Here is a 19004-nt window from a genome sequence, read left to right as displayed (position 1 = left end):
TTTAATTGCAGATCAGTGCCGAGCAATCTTTCACACTGTGATCGCTACCGCATTTAGCGCCAGCCTTTGCGGTCTAACCTGCTGATTTTACGCCTCAGCTTACGGCGCGCTCGCGCCTCGCTGTCGCCAAAAAGGGCACGGTGCAGCCACACAGCAATCACCGCCAGCACCAGCCACGGCAACACTTTAATAACAATTGCAAACAGTCCACCGACAAACATCACGATGGTTGCGACCACCAGTGCCGCCAGCACGCCCAGCAGTGAAACGCCGGTCAGCAATAGCATCAGGAAAAAACCCAATACGAATAAAATTTCCACGTCAGCGCTCCTTTTTGAGATTGATTGTTATAGCTATTACAAGAAACGTGCCAACCGATAACTTATTGATTTAACGCTAATAAGGATTAAAAAAAGTGTCGTAACCTGGTGAGAAAAACCACATTATGGCGTAAAAAAAACCAGCTTTAAAAGCTGGCTTTCCTGTTCAGGGCAGACATCAGACTTCCTGCGGGACCTTATCCGCAACCAGCGCCAGCGCCGCTTCCAGTACGCGAACATCAGCGCCCGGCTTGTGGGCGTTTTCACTCAGGTGACGTCGCCACTGGCGAGCGCCCGGAATTCCCTGAAATAATCCCAGCATATGGCGTGTGACGTGTCCCAGATACGTGCCCTTCGCCAGCTCCGCTTCAATATAGGGATACATAGCGCGCACTACGTCCACCGGGTTAGCCGCCGGATGCTGACGACCAAACAGCGTCTGATCGACCTGCGCCAGAATGCCGGGGTTTTGATAGGCTTCACGTCCCATCATTACGCCGTCAAGGTGCTGCAGATGAGCCAGTGCCTCTTCCAGCGTTTTCACACCACCATTGAGCGCGATCGTCAGATGCGGAAAATCGCGTTTCAGCTGCCAGACGCGGGGATAATCCAGCGGTGGAATTTCGCGATTCTCTTTGGGGCTGAGGCCAGAGAGCCAGGCTTTGCGCGCATGGATAATAAATGTCTCGCATTCACCGCGACCGGCCACCGTGCCGATAAAGTCGGTCAGGAATTCATAGCTGTCCAGCTCATCAATCCCGATGCGGGTTTTCACCGTCACCGGAATCGATACCACGTCGCGCATCGCTTTAATCGCATCCGCGACCAGATTCGCCTCGGCCATCAGGCAGGCACCGAATCGGCCATTCTGAACCCGATCCGAAGGACAGCCGACATTCAGGTTCACTTCATCGTAGCCACGCTGCTCTGCCAGCTTCGCACACTGCGCCAGCGCCGCCGGATCGCTACCGCCAAGCTGCAACGCGACCGGATGTTCCGCCTCGCTGTAAGCCAGGTAATCCCCTTTGCCATGAATGATCGCGCCCGTGGTCACCATTTCGGTGTAGAGCAGCGTGTCGCCGGTCAGCTGACGATGAAAATAGCGACAGTGGCGATCGGTCCAGTCGAGCATGGGGGCGATAGAGAAACGTTGCGAAGAGAAATTAGGCATGAAGCGCAGACAATCCGGTAATTAAGGGTGATGGAATTCTGTGCAAGGATAACACAAGGGCGGGCGATAGTGCATCGCCCGCCTCCGAACAGCCTGAATAACGTGCTTAGAAGTTAAAGCCCAGCTGCATCATCGCGCCCCAGGTATTGTTAGCCCCCACAGAGCCGGCCAGATCCACATGGACAGCTTTGTTAAACGGTGACAGACCAAAACCTGCGGTGGCAACATTTTCGTCGTTAGACCGCATGTCCGCACGATAACCGGCACGCAGCTGCAGCCAGTCAAGCACGCGGTATTCCGCGCCCACTGCCGCATACTGGCTGTTATCCTGAGTTTTGAAGCGTTTGGTTTCGGTCAGATCCACATCGCCGGTCACGGTAAACGGACCTTTATCCCAGGACAGGCCGGTGGTGACCAGCGGGCGAATCTGGTAGGTATCACGGAACCCGTTGACCTCTTTGGTCTGCAGATCGCGCGAAACCAGGTTCTGTCCGGTCACACCCAGCGTCCAGTTTTCAGCAAAGGTGGTTGCCAGACCGGCATCAACGTTAAAGCCGGTGTCGGTGCTGCGATACTGGCTATTGTTGATGTCGTTCTTGTCATAGTTATAGATGCTGGCAGTATAGTTATAGAGCGAGGTTTTCTGCACTTTCGGCGTCACGCCCACTGAGACCGGCTGACCGGCGATAGTGAACTCATGCGCCACCGCCACACCATAATCAATGGTCAGTGCCGCTAAGCCATTCGCACTGGAACGAAGGTTATTTTGATCGCCCGGACGTAGCAGCACCGTTCCGTTAGCGACACCGCGCAGATAGTCGATATCACCCTGGACCACGTTGGCACGGACGTGCGCCGTACCGTAGGCTTTGGTAATAAACGCAAAAGGCAGAGTCTCATTGGGGATCGTGACGGCCACGGCCACGCCTGCACTGCCGTGAGCTTTGTTACCGCGCAAATCGCTGAGCTTGTCAGCAACATCGCCGGAGGCAGCACGCAGTTCAGGGTAGCCACGCAGATAATCTGCAAAAGTCAGATTACCAATCACGTCACGATAGCGATCTACGGTGTCCGTAATATCATCGACTTTATCGATCAGCTTATCTTTGTCAGTCACCTGAATTCCCGCTGAAGGGAAAATAATGCTGACGTTATCGTCAGATTTAGCACGCGTCATTAATGCCGGGTTCGCTAGCACTGCTGAGCCATAAACAGAAGATGCTACGCCGGTCCCGCCCATGGCGTCATTACGTGCATCATACCAGGTCCCTGCCGCCATGGCGGAAGAAGAAAGGAAAAGCGCGGTCGCTGCAGCGGAATACTTCAGCGCTGAACGTTGAGCGGATTTTTTCACCATTTGCCTGCCATCACCTGAGAAATTGTCATTGAAACATTCAACGACTGAATAGTTTGTTAGCCCTATTGTGAACCCTGGCTAACGCGTTATTGCTGTGAATTCAAAGGAAACAGTGTCTTAATTCAAAGGATTGGACGTTTTCCAATCAAAAAACCGTTGTAATTGTTCAAACTGCGTCGGGGTATTTCAAATAATGCCAGACTTTCCTTAAGTCTTTCTGAACATTACTTCTTAACTCAGTGAGATGCAAAGCAAAATACCAACAAATTCCGCTTCAGGTCGATTGAAAATGGATCTGATTTCTCGTCAGATTTGAGATAGATAGCGGGTGAAACGCTTAAAATGCTGCTTTATCAGGCAAATAATGCTGTTTTACCAGGCGAAAACGAACATCAGCGCCGAAAAACTATGTGTGATAAAATAACATCACTTATCCAGCGGAGAATTTTTCATGACAAACATGACGTCGCAGCAAATTTTGATTCAGGCTGAAAAGATATGCCTGCAGCGCGGTGTACGTCTGACTTCGCAGCGTGCTGAGGTGTTGCGCCTGATGGCCGAACAGCCTGGCTCGATCAGCGCTTACGATCTGCTGGATCAGCTCCGCATCAGCGAACCACAGGCTAAGCCGCCCACGGTCTATCGTGCGCTGGATTTCCTGCTGGAGCAGGGTTTCATTCATCGGGTGGAATCCAACAACAGCTACGTCATGTGCCACCATTTTGAGGCACCGGCACATACATCGGTGATGCTGGTCTGTGACCGCTGTGCTGCGGTAACGGAGAAACAGGCGCAGGGCGTGGAGAAGATTATCGCAACGCTGGCGGGTGAAGCACAGTTCGCTTTACGTCATAGCGTGATTGAAGCGCATGGTTTATGTAAAAATTGTGCTGCGGTCGAAGCCTGTACGCACCATGAAAGCTGCGAGCATGACCATCAGGATGAGGGTAAAAAGCGGGGCAAACGCGGGTAATCTGCACATCCTTGTGCTGTTCCGTCCCTGTGCCGTTCCGGGGCGGGCGCGCCGGAAAGCTTTTAGCTGATTATCAGCCTGGTATCAGATTACCAGCGGTGATCTTTGTTCTGACCTTCCCAGTCGGTTACTTCACGCTCTGCTTCATCTTTCGCATAGCCATAACGTTCCTGGATTTTGCCGACCAGCTGATCGCGTTTACCTTCGATAACCTGCATGTCGTCATCGGTCAGCTTGCCCCATTTCTCTTTCATTTTGCCTTTGAACTGCTTCCAGTTGCCGCTGGCTTCATCTTTATTCATGGCAGACCTCCAATCCTCGGGGTTTAATGATTATCTTGTTACTTAACAAAATAACGATATAAAGCGCTGGTTAACTGCGCTGCATAGAGTTAATTATAGTAGCCAATTTATTAACCGTGGAATAATACAGAATAATCTGTATCGGCTTGCGTGCAGCCACGACTGACTCAGGCATCAAACCAGCTGTTCTGACGCCAGTGCTTACGCCAGATGAGCCACAGCGACAGGCCGCGCAGCGCCAGGAAAACCGTTACCGCCAGCCACAGTCCGTGATTACCCAGCGCCGGTACGCTGAGCAGCATCAGAAAGTAGCCTGCTGCTGCCACCACCATGCTGTTACGCATCTCACGTCCGCGTGTTGCGCCGATGAACATCCCATCCAGCAGATAACACCAGACGCCGATCAGCGGCATAACGATCTGCCAGACCAGATAGCGGTCAGCACTTTGTTGCAGCGAAGGAAGAGAGGTCAACAGGGTAACAATCTGCGGGCCAGCAATGGCATAGGTCAGGGAAAAGAACAGCGCTACCACCACCGCCTGCCGACAGGCAGAGTGCCAGACACGCAGCAGTTTGCCGCCATCTTTTGCACCATGGGCCTCGCCGGCAAAAGCTTCAACTGCGTAGGCAAAGCCATCCAGCGCATAGGCCGTGAACGTAATGAACATCAGCAATACCGCGTTAACCGCCACCACATCCGGGCCCAGCCGCGCGCCCAGCACGGTCAGCGAGGCGAAACAGAGTTGCAGCATCAATGAGCGCAGCATGATGTCCCGGTTCAGCCGCAGCAGCCGGCCGCTGTCACCGCGCCAGCTCTGCTTCAGCAGGCTTAACGTAATACCGCGCAGCTTCAGGACTCGCCAGACCATGATACCGCCGACACCCAGCGTGATGTACTCCGCCAGCGCCGTGGCGGTTGCCGCCCCCGCGACACCCCAGTGCAGTCCCATCACCAGCCAGAGATCGAGCCCGATGTTAACCAGATTGCCTACCACCAGCAGGATCACTGGCGCGCGCGCATACTGCACGCCCAGCAGCCAGCCCAGAATGACCAGGTTTGCCAGCGTGGCGGGTGCACTGAGCCAGCGAATCTGAATAAACAGCGCCGCCTGTTCCAGTACCGCGGGATTACCGCCAACCAGATGGGTCGCCAGCTGAATAATCGGATAACGTAAAGCGATGAACAGTACACCTGCCAGCAGCGCAATCATCAGCGGCTGGGTCAGCGCACGTGCCAGCGCCATTTTATCACCGGCACCAAACGCCTGCGCCGTCAGGCCAGTCGTACTCATTCGAAGAAAAAGCAGCAGCATAAAGAGGAAACTGGTCACAGTGGTCCCGACCGCAACCCCGCCAAGATAGACAGGGCTGTCGAGATGACCAATAACTGCAGTATCGACCACGCCCAGTAAGGGAACGGTGATATTTGAAAGGATCATCGGCAGCGCAAGCCGCCAGAGATTTTTATCCGTTGCCGTGATAAAGCGCATTCGCCGTTCCGTGCTCAGTGTCGCTGCGCAAAACAGGCAGCGACAAAATTAGGGCAGACAGAATAGCATCAGAGAAAGCGAATGCACGCAGCCCTCAGAATCAGAGCCACTCGCCGTTACGCACCACGCCAACCGCCAGACCTTCAATGGTCAGAGACTGTGCACGGGTATCGACAACAATCGGGTCGAAATCGCTGTTTTCAGGCAGCAGATGCACGATAGCACCCTGCTTTTTCCAGCGCTTAACGGTGACTTCATCATCAATGCGGGCAACGACAACCTGGCCATTGCGCACATCCTGGGTTTTATGTACCGCGAGCAGGTCGCCATCCATAATCCCGATATCTTTCATCGACATTCCGCTGACGCGCAGCAGGAAGTCGGCAGAGGGCTTAAACAGGCCCGGATCCACTTTATAGTGGGTTTCGATATGTTCCTGCGCCATGATTGGCTCACCGGCAGCAACCCGGCCAATCAACGGTATGCCTTCTGAGGCTTCTTCTTCCATTAGCAGGCGAATGCCGCGCGATGCACCGGAAACGATCTCAATGACGCCTTTACGCGCCAGCGCTTTCAGGTGCTCTTCTGCCGCATTCGGTGAGCGGAAGCCCAGTTGTGCAGCAATCTCTGCGCGCGTAGGCGGCATGCCTGTTGAAGAAATATGGTCGCGAATCAGGTCATAGACCTGCTGCTGCCTGCTGGTTAATGCTTTCATCCCGCCCCCTGGTTGTTTATACAGTCGCTGTGAGTATATACAGGTATTGGCGAAATGGAAACCGATTGTCAGGCAAAACGCGGCTTCCGGCGCGATATGGAACGCTTATCGCAAATGTGTCCAGAGCAGCGCGATCCAGACAAAGAGTGCCAGTAAGATGCTGATTAGTACTGCCGCAGATCCCATATCTTTGGCCCGGCCCGCCAGCGGATGATGCTCCTGACCGATGCGGTCGACCACGGATTCAATGGCGCTATTAAGGATTTCGACAATGACCACCAGCACCACCGACCCAATCATCAGGATGCGTGAGACCACATCGACATCCAGCCAGCAGGCGATAATAATGGCGACCAGCGCAGCCAGGGCTTCCTGACGAAACGCCGCTTCATGTTGCCAGGCGGCACGCAGTCCCTGCCAGGAGTAACCTGCGGCTTTAATTATTCTGATAAGTCCGGTGGCATTATTTGCCATGATGTGGGAACCCTTTTATCGGATTGACGTCAATGTCTGGGCTGCGTGCAATTGGCACCACCACAGATCTTCGCTGCACTTTCTGGTATGCTTGCGGCGCTTTGCTAACAAGAGGCTTCATGTTGTCTATGTCAGGTTGGCGTAAACTCTATTACAAATTGCTTAATTTACCACTGTCGTTTTTGGTAAAAAGTAAGGCCATTCCGGCCGATCCCGTGTCTGAACATGGTCTGGATCCGACCCGACCTATTATGTATGTTTTGCCTTACGATTCGAAGGCCGACTTACTGACTTTACGCGCGCAGTGTCTGCGGCATCATCTGCCTGATCCGCTCTCTCCGCTGGAGATTGATGGTTCACTGCTGCCGCGCCACGTATTTATCCACGATGGCCCGCGCGTATTCCCCTACTTTGTGCCCAGCGTCGAATCGGTGAAAATCTTTCACGATTACCTCGATCTGCATCGCAATAACCCTAAGCTCGATATCCAGATGCTGCCGGTCACGGTAATGTTTGGCCGCGCACCAGGACGTGAAGTCCAGGGCGAAGCCACGCCACACCTGCGGGTGCTGAACGGTGTACAGAAGTTCTTTGCGGTGATCTGGCACGGACGCGACAGCTTTGTTCGCTTCTCGCCGACCGTCTCGCTGCGCCGTATGGCCACGGAGCACGGTACGGATAAGTCGATCGCCCAGAAGCTGGCTCGCGTGGCGCGCATCCATTTTGCCCGTCAGCGGCTGGCGGCGATTGGCCCGCGTTTACCGGCGCGTCAGGATCTGTTCAACCGTCTGCTGCAATCCAAAGCGATTGAAAAAGCCGTCGAAGATGAAGCACGCAGCAAAAAAATCTCCCATGAGAAAGCGCAGCAGAATGCCGTTGAGATGATGGAAGAAATTGCCGCCAACTTCTCTTATGAAGCGATTCGCGTCACCGACCGCGTGATGGGCTGGCTCTGGAGTCGTCTCTATCAGGGCATCAACGTCAATGGCGGCGAAAAAGTTCGTCAGCTGGCGCAGGATGGCCACGAGATTGTCTATGTGCCGTGCCATCGCAGCCACATGGATTATCTGCTGCTCTCCTATGTGCTCTATCATCAGGGCCTGGTGCCGCCACACATTGCTGCCGGTATCAATCTCAACTTCTGGCCAGCCGGCCCGATTTTCCGTCGTCTGGGCGCGTTCTTTATTCGTCGTACCTTTAAAGGCAACAAGCTCTACGCCACGGTGTTCCGCGAATATCTCGGCGAGCTGTTCACCCGCGGTTATTCAGTTGAATACTTTGTTGAAGGTGGCCGTTCTCGTACCGGTCGCCTGCTGGACCCGAAAACCGGCACTTTAGCTATGACGCTGCAGGCGATGCTGCGCGGCGGCAATCGCCCGATCACGCTGGTGCCGATCTACATCGGTTATGAACACGTGATGGAAGTGGGTACGTACGCCAAAGAACTGCGCGGCGCAGCCAAAGAGAAAGAGGGCTTCATGCAGATGGTGCGCGGCTTACGCAAGCTGCGCAATCTCGGTCAGGGTTACGTTAACTTTGGCGAACCGCTGCCGCTGGTCAACTATCTCAACAAGCGGGTGCCGGAATGGCGCGATGCCATCGATCCGATTGAGCCGCAGCGTCCCAGCTGGTTAACCCCAACCGTCAACGATATTGCTGCCAGCCTGATGGTGCGTATCAATGAAGCGGGCGCGGCTAACGCCATGAACCTCTGTGTCACCGCCCTGCTGGCGTCGCGTCAGCGCTCACTCACCCGTGAACAGCTGATTGAACAACTGGAGTGCTATACCCAGTTGCTGCGCAACGTGCCTTACTCGCCAAATGCGACCGTACCCGATCTCTCCGCGGAAGCGCTGCTGGATCACGCCATGGGTATGAATAAGTTTGAGAGCGAAAAGGACAGCATTGGCGACATCATCATTCTGCCGCGTGAGCAGGCGGTGCTGATGACCTACTATCGCAACAATATTCATCACATGCTGGTGATGCCGTCGCTGATTGCCGCCATTGTTCAGCAGCATCAGACGCTGAGCGAAGCAGAACTGCTGCGTCAGGTAAGCCTGATCTACCCGATGCTGAAGAGTGAGCTGTTCCTGCGCTGGCAGACCGATGAGCTGCCGCAACTGTTGACCGAACTGAGTCAGGAGCTGGCGCGTCAGGGCCTGATTACGTTCGAAGCCGGCGAATTGCGCTTTTCCTCAGCGCGCTATCGCACGCTGCAACTGCTGGCTGCCGGTGTGCGTGAAACGCTGCAGCGCTACGCCATTACGTTCTCCATTCTCAGCGCCAAGCCGACGATTAACCGCGGCACGCTGGAGAAAGAGAGCCGGACGCTGGCACAGCGTCTGTCGGTGTTGCACGGGATCAATGCGCCGGAGTTCTTCGACAAAGCGGTCTTTACCTCGCTGGTACTGACGCTACGCGATGAAGGGTATATCAGCGACAGCGGGGATGCCAATGTCGCACAGACGCTGGCGACCTGGCACATCCTGGCTGACCTGGTCACCAGTGATGTCCGCATGACGATTGAAACCGCGGTGGCGCACGACTGACCCCTGCGTACAGTAAAAAGGCGACCTCATGAGGTCGCCTTTTTTATGCCCAAAACTTCGGAGCAGAAGAATTCTGGAAGCAATGAATAAGCTCAACACGCTGGGAACAGGGTCAGAAGAGGAAAGCGTCCCGCCGCCCGGAAAAAAACGCCAGGCGTTTTTGAACAACGCAACGCGTTGGCCCGGCAACGGGCGCACCTCAGGGATGAGGTGCGTACTAAAAACGCCGGGAGCGTTTTTGAACAACGCAACGCGTTGGCCCGGCTACAGGCGCACCTCAGGGATGAGGTGCGTAATCGCGCGGGCCGAGCATGCCAGGGATGGCGGCTTTTGCGTCTTTCCGATCTGACCGTGTTTCCTGCGCACGCTCGATTTCGCCGCTAAATCAGCCTTTTTTCGCCCAAAACTCTCTATCAGAACAGCTGACTGAACGGCGGCGTATTCATCAGTACGCCAAGGAACAGCACCATCCCGACATAATTATTATTCAGGAAAGCCTGGAAACAGGGCTGGCGTTCACGCCCGGCGATCAGCTTCTGCTGGTAAACAAACAGCGCAGCCGCAAGCAGCAGCGTCCAGTAGAAGGCGCCATTCAGATGCAGCATCATGCCCACCAGCGCCATCAGCAACAGAGTTGCCAGTTGCAGCAGCCCAATAATCAGCTTGTCGAAACGGCCAAATAAAATCGCCGTCGACTTCACGCCAATCTTCAGGTCATCGTCCCGATCGACCATCGCATACTGCGTGTCGTAAGCGACCGTCCAGCAGATGTTGGCAATAAACACCAGCCAGCATACCAGAGGTAAGGACTCACTAACTGCGGACCATGCCATAGGAATCGCCCAGCCAAATGCGGCCCCCAGCACCACCTGCGGCAGATGGGTATAACGCTTCATAAAGGGATAGACCCAGGCCAGCGCCAACCCCACGACGGAGAGCATTATCGTCATCAGGTTCATGGTCAGCACCAGCGCAAAAGCTATCAGCGCCAGGATCACGAACAGCAGCTTCGCTTCTTTGGCACTCACCGTGCCGCTGGCCAGTGGCCGGTGCTTCGTACGCTCCACATGACCATCAACTTTACGGTCGGCGTAGTCATTAATCACACAACCGGCCGCGCGCATCACAAACACTCCGGCAACGAATACCACCAGCACCGGCAGCGGCGGGATCGCCATGTCAGCCAGCCATAATGCCCAGAGCGTGGGCCACATCAGCAGCAGCGTCCCAATCGGTTTGTCGATACGCATCAGGCGAGCGTAGGCCCGCCATTTATTCATACTTAAGCTCGTTTGCACCACAAAATCCTCAGACCAGATCGCGATAGAGCGGCGATGCCGGTAAAAACAGTTCAGTCAGCAGCAGCGGTTTGCCAGAGAGACGCAGGCGGGAACGCCGTCCCCATAATCCGTCCACCTGCCCCGGCTCAATAAAATCGCGGGTCAGCGTCGACGACGAAAAAAGATAGCGCCCCAGAGGACGGGTGCCGAGCTGTTGCAGCATCGCCTCCGGCCCATTGAGGGTGCTTTCCGGCACCAGCGTGCGACCCGCCAGCCAGGGCTGATCGTCGCCGGACAGCAGCACTTCGCGCAGCCAGAAGCGTTCATCGTCTGGCAACAATGCCCTTTCCTCACCCAGCTCGCTGGCGTCAATAAAGCCTTCACGCAGCGGCTGAACCGTGACCCGCTGACAGTGCTGTTCAAAGCGGCGCGTCATCGAATCCTCCTCCATCAGCCAGTCGAGCAAAGGCGGCGCAAGGGTGGCCTGCGACGGAGAAAGCCAGTTGAGCGAACGTAATAAGCTGAGTGCGTCTTGCGACATGGCACCACTCCCGATAATTTTCAGGACGCTAGTTTAGCGCAGAGCGGCGATGCGAACACCTGCCGTCGTGTCAGACGGCAGGTGGATTACTCGCGTTTCAGCCGGTTACTGTTGGCCAGCCACAGCGTGACCACCAGAATCAGAATCGCCGCTGAGTAGCAGAGGGTATCGAAGGGATTTTTATGGTCGACGATAATCAGGCGGATGATGGCCGTGATACCGATATAGACAAAGTAGCGCAGCGGAAAGTGATAGCCCGACTGAAAGTACTTAACAATCAGGGCAATAAATTCGAAGTAGAGGAAATAGATAACAATTCCCTCAATCAGCAGGTAAGAAGAGGCCTGCTCACCGGTGTTAAACAGAACGTTTGCCAGATGGATAGTTTCTTTGCCTAAAAAGACGATCAGGATGATCGCCAGACTCAGCAGACCCAGATTCAGCACCCATTGCAATACCGTTGCAAGGTGGCGGGCCAAAGGATTTTTGTCACTCATGTTGCGCCTTTTAAAAAGGAGTTATCAGCGCGCGATATCATGCGTCAGTGTGATGCAAATCACAATAACCCTAAGCTTCTACATCCACACAGAGCGCGTCGTACCGCCAGTATTCACAGTCGCAATCAATCACCTCTTTTAGCTGATTGCGGTTGATACGGGTGATGAGCAGACCGGGACTGCCCGGCGCCACATTCAGCGTAGGTGCGGCAATCTCCGGCAACGGGCCAGGCAGAATGGTGAAGCGCGCGCCGCCGTAGCGAATACCGTAGCGCTGGTCATAGAGATCGGTCAGGGAGCGGGTCAGATCTTCATCGAGCAGGCCAGGGAAGAAACGCGGATTAAGGTAGTGTTCTACATAGAGTACGGCGCGCCCGTCGATGCGGCGCAGGCGGCGGATGCAGTAAACCGCCGAACCGGGTGCCAGCCGCAGCGCGGTCGCGACGCTGTCGTGCGCCGCAACCTGCTCAGCGGCGATCACCTCAGTGGTCGCCTGCCGTCCCTGCTCCCTCGCCATGGCATGAAAGTGGCTGTGATGCAGCGGATTGTAAATCAGACGTGGTGGCGCGATAAACCAGCCGCGGCGCAGTTCCCGGTAGATCATTCCCTGGGCTTCCAGCTTGCCCAGTGCTTCCCGCAAGGTAATCCGGGTGGTGCTGAACGCCTCGCTTAAGGCACGCTCTGCCGGCAGCCGCCCGCCGCTGAACTCCCCCGCCTGAATGCGCGTCAGCAGTGCGCTGGCTATCGCATCCGCCGTTTTGAGTGCTATCGACTCCACAACAGTAGCCTCATTTTGGTGCGACTCCGCACTCTTACTGTTCAGGTAAATGCGCCTGTGGCAGGCGAACGGGTCGCCTCTTTTGTCGCCCCTTCCCCGCACCGCGCCGCCTTGTCATAAATCGTTCATATACAGGGGCTACATTGGCTCGGTTCTTGCTGGACTAGACCAGCCAGGCCCATCAACTTACACCCGGAGCAACTGAGATGAAAGCGTTTATCGCCTCTGTAGTAGCCAGTGCTGTAGTTCTCACCCTGCCCGTTGCGCAGGCCGCCGATAACGACCTCGCTGCGCTGGAAAAAGCCGCGCGCAGTGAAGGTCAGGTCAACAGCGTCGGGATGCCGGATAGCTGGGCCAACTGGAAAGATACCTGGAACGACATCAGCAGCAAATATGGCCTTAAGCACAGCGATACCGATATGTCATCGGCGCAGGAGCTGGCGAAATTCGATGCAGAGAAAGCGAACGCCAGTGCTGATATCGGTGACGTGGGCGCCGCCTTTGGCCCGATCGCTGTCGCTAAAGGTGTGACCCAGCCCTATAAACCCACGCACTGGGATCAGATTCCGGCCTGGGCTAAAGATAAAGAGGGTCACTGGGCACTGGCCTATACCGGCACCATTGCCTTTCTGATCGACAAGCAGCAGGTGAAAGATATCCCCCACAGCTGGGCCGATCTGAAAAAAGGTAAGTATGTGGTTACTATCGGTGACGTCGGCGTAGCTGCTCAGGCGGCTAATGGCGTACTGGCTGCCAACTACGCTTTAGGCGGTGATGAGAAGAACCTGAAACCGGCGCTGGCGTTCTTTGCCGATCTGGCTAAGCAGAGTCGTCTTGGCGTGACCGATCCGGTGATCGCTAACATCGAAAAAGGCGAAGTACAGATGGCGGTGGTGTGGGACTTCAACGCTCTGAACTACCGTGACCAGATCGACAAAAACCGCTACGAAGTGGTAATCCCGTCTGATGGCTCAGTCACCTCCGGCTACACCACCCTTATTAACAAATATGCGAAACATCCTGACGCCGCAAAACTGACGCGTGAATATATCTTCTCAGACCAGGGCCAGATCAATCTGGCGAAAGGCTATGCGCGCCCGATTCGTGCCGAGCATCTGACGCTGCCAGCGGACGTTCAGGCTCGCCTGCTGCCGCAGTCCGAATATAAAAATGCCCGTCCGGTTAAGGATCAGGCTGCCTGGGATAAATCGTCGAAAATGCTGCCGCGCCTGTGGCAGGAAAACGTCATCATTAACATGCAGCAGTAGTTCGCGGCAGGGAGAACGGAATGAAGACCATCCTGGTGGTACTGGACGGGCTGAGCAATCAGGTCGCACAACATGCAATGGGTTACCTGCATGCCGAATGTTCGCAGGGCAACGGGTCCTATTACCGAATGACCTGTGAGTTACCGTCGCTGTCGCGCCCGCTTTATGAGTGCATTCTGACCGGGGTTCCGCCGGTCAGAAGCGGTATTATTCATAACGGCGTCAGCCGGTTAAGTCGCGAGCGCAGCGTGTTCCACTTTGCGCGCGCGGCGGGACTGACAACGGCGGCGGCGGCCTACCACTGGGTGAGTGAGCTTTATAACCGCACCCCGTTCGTTCCGGCGCGCGATCGTCACACCGACGCGCCGGACCTGCCGATTCAGTATGGGCATTTTTATTCTGACGATAGCTATCCTGACTCGCATCTGTTTGAAGATGCAGAGAGCCTGCGGCTGCGTCACGATCCCGATTTTCTGCTGATCCACCCGATGAATATCGACGATGCCGGTCATAAGTCGGGGCTCTCCTCGCCGCAGTACCGCAACCGGGCGCGCATTGCCGACGGCCTGCTGTCGCAGTGGATGCCGCTGTGGCTGGCCGGAGGCTATCAGGTGATGGTAACGGCCGATCATGGCATGAATGACGATCGCTCCCACGGCGGGATTCTGCCGGAAGAGACCACGGTGCCGCTGTTTGTCTTTGGCCACGCATTCTCGCTGCAGCCTGACCTCGCGCCGCAGCAAACCGACCTGTGCGGCACGCTGTGTGAACTGCTGGAAGTGGCCCATGACAAGCCGGTCTGTCGCGGCCTGCTGGCGGAGCCGCAAAGATGAAGGGAAAAGGGTTCGCGCTGCTGCTGCTGTTGCCATTCACTCTGTTCTGGGTCGCCTTTCAACTGGCCCCGCTGTTGTGGATCGCCATCAACAGCTTCTGGAGTGAGATGAACAGCCAGTGGGGCTGGGATAACTATCAGGACATTCTCACCTCGCCTTTCTACCAGCAGGCATTCCGCTTCTCACTGGATATCTCGCTCTGGTCCAGCGTCTGGGGACTGCTGATTGCGCTCATCACCGGCTATTCGCTGCATCAGCTCGGCAGCGGACGACTGCAGCGTTTTCTTATCTCCTTTACCAACATGACCAGCAATTTTGCCGGTGTCCCGCTGGCGTTTGCCTTTGTGATTCTACTGGGGCTGAACGGCTGTCTGACGCTGCTGCTGCGCCATTATGGCGTGATTGAGAGCTTCCGACTCTTCTCGCGCAACGGCATGGTGCTGGTTTACACCTGGTTCCAGATCCCGCTGGGCGTGCTGCTGCTCTATCCGGCGTTCGACGGGCTGAAAAAGGAGTGGCAGGAGTCCGCTGCGCTGCTGGGTGCCAGCCGCTGGCGCTACTGGTGGCATATCGGTTTGCCGATTCTGTTCCCGGCCCTGCTCGGTACTTTTGTCATCCTGCTGGCAAATGCGCTGGGCGCTTACGCCACGATTTACGCCCTGACCACCGGTAATTTCAACGTGGTACCGGTGCGCATCGCCGCGCTGGTCTCGGGTGATATTTCGCTCGATCCCAACACCGGCAGCGCGCTGGCGATGCTGCTGGTGGCCATTATGACGCTCATCACCCTGGTGCAGCAGTATCTGGTGCGCCGCAGCTATCTCAATGCGAAACAGCCATGAAAGGAGCCGTCATGTCACGTGCTGAGCATCTCTATCACCGGATCATGGTCGGGTTACTCTTTACTCTGCTGGCGCTGCCATTGCTGGCGACGCTGCTCTATGCGATTTCGTCCGACTGGAGTAATACCATTCTGCCGCAGGGCTATAGCCTGAAGTGGTTCATTCAGCTCTGGAGCGACCCACGTTTTCTGACGGCGCTGGGCCATTCGCTGCTGATTTGCTTTGGTGCGCTGTTGTTCTCGCTGGTGCTGGTGCTGCCTGCCATGTTTGTAATCGCTTACTACTTTCCCCGACTGGATGCGGTGATGAACATCCTGATCCTGATGCCTTTTGCGGTGCCGCCGGTGGTGTCATCCGTGGGATTACTCCAGCTCTACTCTTCGTCACCGCTGATGCTGACCGGCACGCCATGGATCTTAATCGGCTGCTACTTCACCATCGCACTGCCGTTTATTTATCGAGCGCTGGCGAACAATATGCAGGCGATCAACCTTAAAGAGCTGATTGATGCTGCACAGCTGCTGGGTGCCAGCACCTGGCAGGCGGCGCTGTGGGTGGTGCTGCCTAACCTGCGTAAAGGGATGCTGATCGCCGTGCTGCTCTCGTTCTCCTTTCTGATTGGCGAATTCGTCTTCGCTAACCTGCTGGTCGGCAACCGCTATGAAACCCTGCAGGTTTATCTCTTCAACATGCGCAACGGCAGCGGTCACTTCACCAGCGCGCTGGTGATCTCCTACTTCTTTGTGGTGCTGCTGGTCACCTGGCTGGCCAACGCCCTGAATCCTGAACGAGGCTGAATATGAGTTACCTTGAGGTCAGAGAGCTGAACAAGTCTTATGGACCGACGCCGATTTTTGAGCAGATCGATTTCAGCGCCGCCGAAGGGGAATTTGTCACCCTGCTCGGCCCCAGCGGCTGCGGCAAATCGACGCTGCTGCGCTGTCTGGCGGGATTAACCGGCGTCGACAGCGGTGAAATCAGGCTGGAGGGCAAGGATATCGTGCCGCTGGCCCCGCAGAAGCGCGCCATCGGCATGGTGTTCCAGAGCTATGCGCTGTTTCCCAACATGACGGTGGAGAAGAACGTCGCGTTTGGCCTGAAGATGCAGAAGCTGCCCGAGGCACAGATCCGCCAGCGAGTGCTGGAGGTGCTGGAACTGGTGGAACTCAGTGACTATGCGCGTCGTTATCCGCATCAGCTGTCAGGCGGCCAGTGTCAGCGCGTGGCGCTGGCGCGTTCACTGGTCACGCGTCCGCGGTTGCTGCTGCTGGATGAGCCGCTGTCGGCGCTGGATGCACGTATCCGTCGCCATCTGCGCGATCAAATCCGGCGCATTCAGCGCGAGCTGAATCTCACCACCCTCTTCGTGACCCACGATCAGGAGGAGGCGCTGACGCTCTCCGATCGCATCGTGCTAATGAACCGGGGCAAAATCGTCCAGAACGGCGATGCCGAAGCGCTCTATACACAGCCGGTCGATCTCTTTGCCGCCGGATTTATTGGCAATTACAACCTGCTGAGTGCCGAGCAGGCGACGCGGCTGACCGGCCAGCCTTTCCACAGTCAGGTGGCTATTCGCCCGGAATCGATGCTGTTTACCGTGCCAGGCCAGGGTATTCCTGCGGAAATCCTCAGCCACAGCCTGCTGGGCAACGTCATCCGCTACCGTATCCGGGCGCATGACGTGGAGCTTTCGGTCGATGTGCTTAACCGATCGGCGGCGGATTTGCATCCCGCTGGCAGGAAGATTGGTCTACAATTAGAGCTGTCGACTTTGCGCCAGGTGGCTTAAAACACAGGAAAAAATCACGCATAGCACGGCAATCCCCTTCACAGATTGCTCTCGCTGTCAGGCTGGCAGTCTGTGCTGTTTGAAGCCTGACAAACGAGGAGCGATACCCCGTGTTAACCCTGCTTAATTTACTTTCTGCAGTGGCCCTGCTGGTCTGGGGCACGCATATCGTGCGAACCGGCATCATGCGGGTCTACGGTGCCGATCTGCGCCGCGTGCTGAGCCGCAGCATCGAAAAAAAACCGATGGCGTTTCTGGCAGGTATCGGCGTAACCACGCTGGTGCAGAGCAGCAACGCTACGACATTGCTGGTCACCTCGTTTGTGGCGCAGAATCTGGTCAGCCTGACGCCCGCACTGGTGGTGATTCTGGGCGCGGATGTCGGTACCGCTATCATGGCCCGTATTCTGACCTTTGATCTCTCCTGGCTCTCACCGCTGTTTATCTTCTTTGGCGTGGTGTTCTTCCTCAGCCGCAAACAGACCCGTGCCGGTCAGTTAGGCCGCGCCAGTATCGGCCTGGGCCTGATACTGCTGGCGCTGCAGCTGATTGTCGAAGCGGCGCGTCCGATTACTCAGGCCGCGGGTGTGCAGGTGCTCTTCTCCAGCCTGACGGGCGACGTGATGCTCGATGCGCTGCTGGGCGCAGTGTTTGCCATTATCAGTTACTCCAGTCTGGCCGCGGTGCTGATCACCGCGACACTGACTGCAACCGGCGTGATTTCGTTCAAGGTCGCGCTCTGTCTGGTGATCGGTGCCAATCTCGGTAGCGGTCTGCTGGCGATGATCAACGCCAGCAGCTCGAATGCCGCCGGTAAGCGCGTAGCGCTCGGCAGCCTGCTGTTCAAGTTCATTGGCTGCGTCCTGATCCTGCCGTTTGTCGATATTGTGGCGACCTGGCTCGATAAGCTGCCGGTCAACGATGAAGAGTTAGTGATTTTCTTCCATGTGTTTTACAACCTGATCCGCTGTGTGGCGATGGTGCCGTTTGCTGACCTGATGGCGCGCCTCTGCCGTCGACTCATTGCCGACGACGTCGACAACGCGCTGCAGCTTAAGCCAAAGCACCTCGATCGCAGCGCGCTGGATACCCCGGCGCTGGCGCTGGTGAATGCCGCCCGCGAAGCGCTGCGCATGGGTGACGTGCTGGAACAGATGCTGGAAGCGTTTAATAAAGTCATACATGGTGAGTCCCGCGAGGAGCGCACGGTGCGGCGGCTTGATGATGATGTCGATGTGCTCTATACCGCCATCAAACTCTATCTGGCGCGGATGCCCAAAGAGGATTTGCCGGAAGAGGATTCGCGCCGCTGGGGTGAAATCATTGAGATGTCGCTGAATCTGGAGCAGGCCGGTGACATTATTGAGCGGATGAGCGGCGATGTCGCTGACAAGTCGCTGGCAGCGGGCCGTGCGTTTTCTGCAGAGGGCTTAAAGGAGCTGCAGGAGTTGCAGGAGCTGTTAATCGCCAACCTCAGAATGAGCCTGTCGGTATTTCTGTCGCACGATGTCACCAGCGCCAGGCGACTGCGCCGCGCGAAACATCGCTTCCGCCTGATGATTCGCCGCTACTCTCATGCCCACGTTGATCGCCTGCATCAGCAGAACGTGCAGAGCATTGAGACCAGCTCGCTGCACCTTGGTTTACTCGGCGATATGAAGCGCCTGAATTCCCTCTTCTGCAGCGTGGCCTATACCGTGCTGGACCAGCCCGACGATGAACGGGATTATGAATAAAGCGTGTGAACAGACAGTTACGCCGGAGCAATCGTCCGGCGTAACAGCAGTGAGAAGCGGCGCATCGCAATAATGCGCCGCCA

The 19004-nt window shown here is 56.1% G+C and carries 19 protein-coding genes; 8 read left to right on the top strand and 11 right to left on the bottom strand.

All coding sequences use genetic code 11. The features are described from left to right. Positions 1 to 53: 53 nt before the first annotated feature. From pspG to NIM72_RS13535, 3 genes are all read right to left on the bottom strand, one after another. Positions 54 to 320: an envelope stress response protein PspG gene (pspG, locus tag NIM72_RS13545; RefSeq protein ID WP_161733525.1), complete on the bottom strand. Its 267-nt coding sequence runs from the start codon at positions 318 to 320 to the stop codon at positions 54 to 56. A gap of 178 nt (positions 321 to 498) precedes the next feature. After that, positions 499 to 1491, bottom strand: a complete 993-nt coding sequence (gene dusA / locus NIM72_RS13540; RefSeq protein WP_161733523.1) for a tRNA dihydrouridine(20/20a) synthase DusA — start codon at positions 1489 to 1491, stop codon at positions 499 to 501. Positions 1492 to 1597: 106 nt separating this feature from the next. Beyond that, on the bottom strand, positions 1598 to 2848 hold the full coding sequence (locus tag NIM72_RS13535; RefSeq protein WP_253420733.1) for a conjugal transfer protein TraF: 1251 nt from the start codon (positions 2846 to 2848) through the stop codon (positions 1598 to 1600). 451 nt (positions 2849 to 3299) lie between these two features. Here NIM72_RS13535 and zur point away from each other — a divergent pair, with 451 nt between their 5' ends. Then, complete coding sequence (gene zur, locus NIM72_RS13530; protein WP_161733519.1) at positions 3300 to 3821, top strand: zinc uptake transcriptional repressor Zur; 522 nt, start codon at positions 3300 to 3302, stop codon at positions 3819 to 3821. Positions 3822 to 3910: 89 nt separating this feature from the next. On the opposite strand, the gene NIM72_RS13525 is transcribed toward zur, so the two are convergent. From NIM72_RS13525 to NIM72_RS13510, 4 genes are all read right to left on the bottom strand, one after another. Then, positions 3911 to 4123, bottom strand: coding sequence for a CsbD family protein (locus tag NIM72_RS13525; protein ID WP_013359776.1), 213 nt, complete (start codon positions 4121 to 4123; stop codon positions 3911 to 3913). A gap of 167 nt (positions 4124 to 4290) precedes the next feature. Next, positions 4291 to 5613, bottom strand: a complete 1323-nt coding sequence (gene dinF, locus NIM72_RS13520; RefSeq protein WP_161733517.1) for an MATE family efflux transporter DinF — start codon at positions 5611 to 5613, stop codon at positions 4291 to 4293. 100 nt (positions 5614 to 5713) lie between these two features. Continuing rightward, positions 5714 to 6328 carry a transcriptional repressor LexA gene (lexA, locus tag NIM72_RS13515; protein ID WP_013359774.1) on the bottom strand — a complete coding sequence of 205 codons (615 nt, stop codon included), beginning with the start codon at positions 6326 to 6328 and terminating at the stop codon, positions 5714 to 5716. A gap of 105 nt (positions 6329 to 6433) precedes the next feature. Continuing rightward, on the bottom strand, positions 6434 to 6802 hold the full coding sequence (locus NIM72_RS13510; RefSeq protein WP_161733515.1) for a diacylglycerol kinase: 369 nt from the start codon (positions 6800 to 6802) through the stop codon (positions 6434 to 6436). A gap of 128 nt (positions 6803 to 6930) precedes the next feature. Here NIM72_RS13510 and plsB point away from each other — a divergent pair, with 128 nt between their 5' ends. Beyond that, the gene (plsB, locus tag NIM72_RS13505) at positions 6931 to 9354 is read left to right on the top strand and encodes a glycerol-3-phosphate 1-O-acyltransferase PlsB (RefSeq protein ID WP_161733614.1); all 2424 of its coding nucleotides are present in this window, start codon (positions 6931 to 6933) and stop codon (positions 9352 to 9354) included. Positions 9355 to 9767: 413 nt separating this feature from the next. Here the strand turns inward: plsB and ubiA are convergent, their stop codons facing one another. The 4 genes from ubiA to NIM72_RS13485 form a co-directional block, all read right to left on the bottom strand. Then, a complete protein-coding gene (gene ubiA, locus NIM72_RS13500; RefSeq protein ID WP_256497640.1) occupies positions 9768 to 10634 on the bottom strand; it encodes a 4-hydroxybenzoate octaprenyltransferase in 867 nt (288 codons plus the stop codon). Between the two features lie 28 nt (positions 10635 to 10662). After that, on the bottom strand, positions 10663 to 11175 hold the full coding sequence (ubiC, locus tag NIM72_RS13495) for a chorismate lyase (protein ID WP_161733513.1): 513 nt from the start codon (positions 11173 to 11175) through the stop codon (positions 10663 to 10665). Between the two features lie 86 nt (positions 11176 to 11261). Continuing rightward, complete coding sequence (psiE, locus tag NIM72_RS13490; protein WP_013359769.1) at positions 11262 to 11672, bottom strand: phosphate-starvation-inducible protein PsiE; 411 nt, start codon at positions 11670 to 11672, stop codon at positions 11262 to 11264. Positions 11673 to 11742: 70 nt separating this feature from the next. Continuing rightward, the gene (locus NIM72_RS13485) at positions 11743 to 12450 is read right to left on the bottom strand and encodes a UTRA domain-containing protein (protein ID WP_222924726.1); all 708 of its coding nucleotides are present in this window, start codon (positions 12448 to 12450) and stop codon (positions 11743 to 11745) included. Between the two features lie 206 nt (positions 12451 to 12656). On the opposite strand from NIM72_RS13485, the gene NIM72_RS13480 reads away from it, so the two are divergent. From NIM72_RS13480 to NIM72_RS13455, 6 genes are all read left to right on the top strand, one after another. Continuing rightward, positions 12657 to 13718 carry an ABC transporter substrate-binding protein gene (locus NIM72_RS13480; protein ID WP_253420730.1) on the top strand — a complete coding sequence of 354 codons (1062 nt, stop codon included), beginning with the start codon at positions 12657 to 12659 and terminating at the stop codon, positions 13716 to 13718. Positions 13719 to 13738: 20 nt separating this feature from the next. Next, positions 13739 to 14551 (top strand): alkaline phosphatase family protein, encoded by an 813-nt coding sequence (locus NIM72_RS13475; protein WP_161733509.1) that lies wholly within the window; start codon positions 13739 to 13741, stop codon positions 14549 to 14551. Continuing rightward, positions 14548 to 15393 (top strand): ABC transporter permease subunit, encoded by an 846-nt coding sequence (locus tag NIM72_RS13470; RefSeq protein WP_222924727.1) that lies wholly within the window; start codon positions 14548 to 14550, stop codon positions 15391 to 15393. The genes NIM72_RS13475 and NIM72_RS13470 overlap by 4 nt, the downstream gene beginning before the upstream one ends. A gap of 11 nt (positions 15394 to 15404) precedes the next feature. Next, positions 15405 to 16190: an ABC transporter permease gene (locus NIM72_RS13465; RefSeq protein ID WP_135910422.1), complete on the top strand. Its 786-nt coding sequence runs from the start codon at positions 15405 to 15407 to the stop codon at positions 16188 to 16190. Between the two features lie 2 nt (positions 16191 to 16192). Next, on the top strand, positions 16193 to 17185 hold the full coding sequence (locus NIM72_RS13460; RefSeq protein WP_253420727.1) for an ABC transporter ATP-binding protein: 993 nt from the start codon (positions 16193 to 16195) through the stop codon (positions 17183 to 17185). A gap of 110 nt (positions 17186 to 17295) precedes the next feature. Beyond that, positions 17296 to 18921, top strand: a complete 1626-nt coding sequence (locus NIM72_RS13455; RefSeq protein ID WP_161733501.1) for a Na/Pi cotransporter family protein — start codon at positions 17296 to 17298, stop codon at positions 18919 to 18921. The last annotated feature ends 83 nt before the right edge of the window (positions 18922 to 19004 follow it).

The organism is Pantoea sp. B550 (assembly GCF_024158165.1).
Lineage (GTDB): Bacteria > Pseudomonadota > Gammaproteobacteria > Enterobacterales > Enterobacteriaceae > Pantoea > Pantoea alfalfae.
This window is presented reverse-complemented; position numbering and strand designations above follow the sequence as displayed.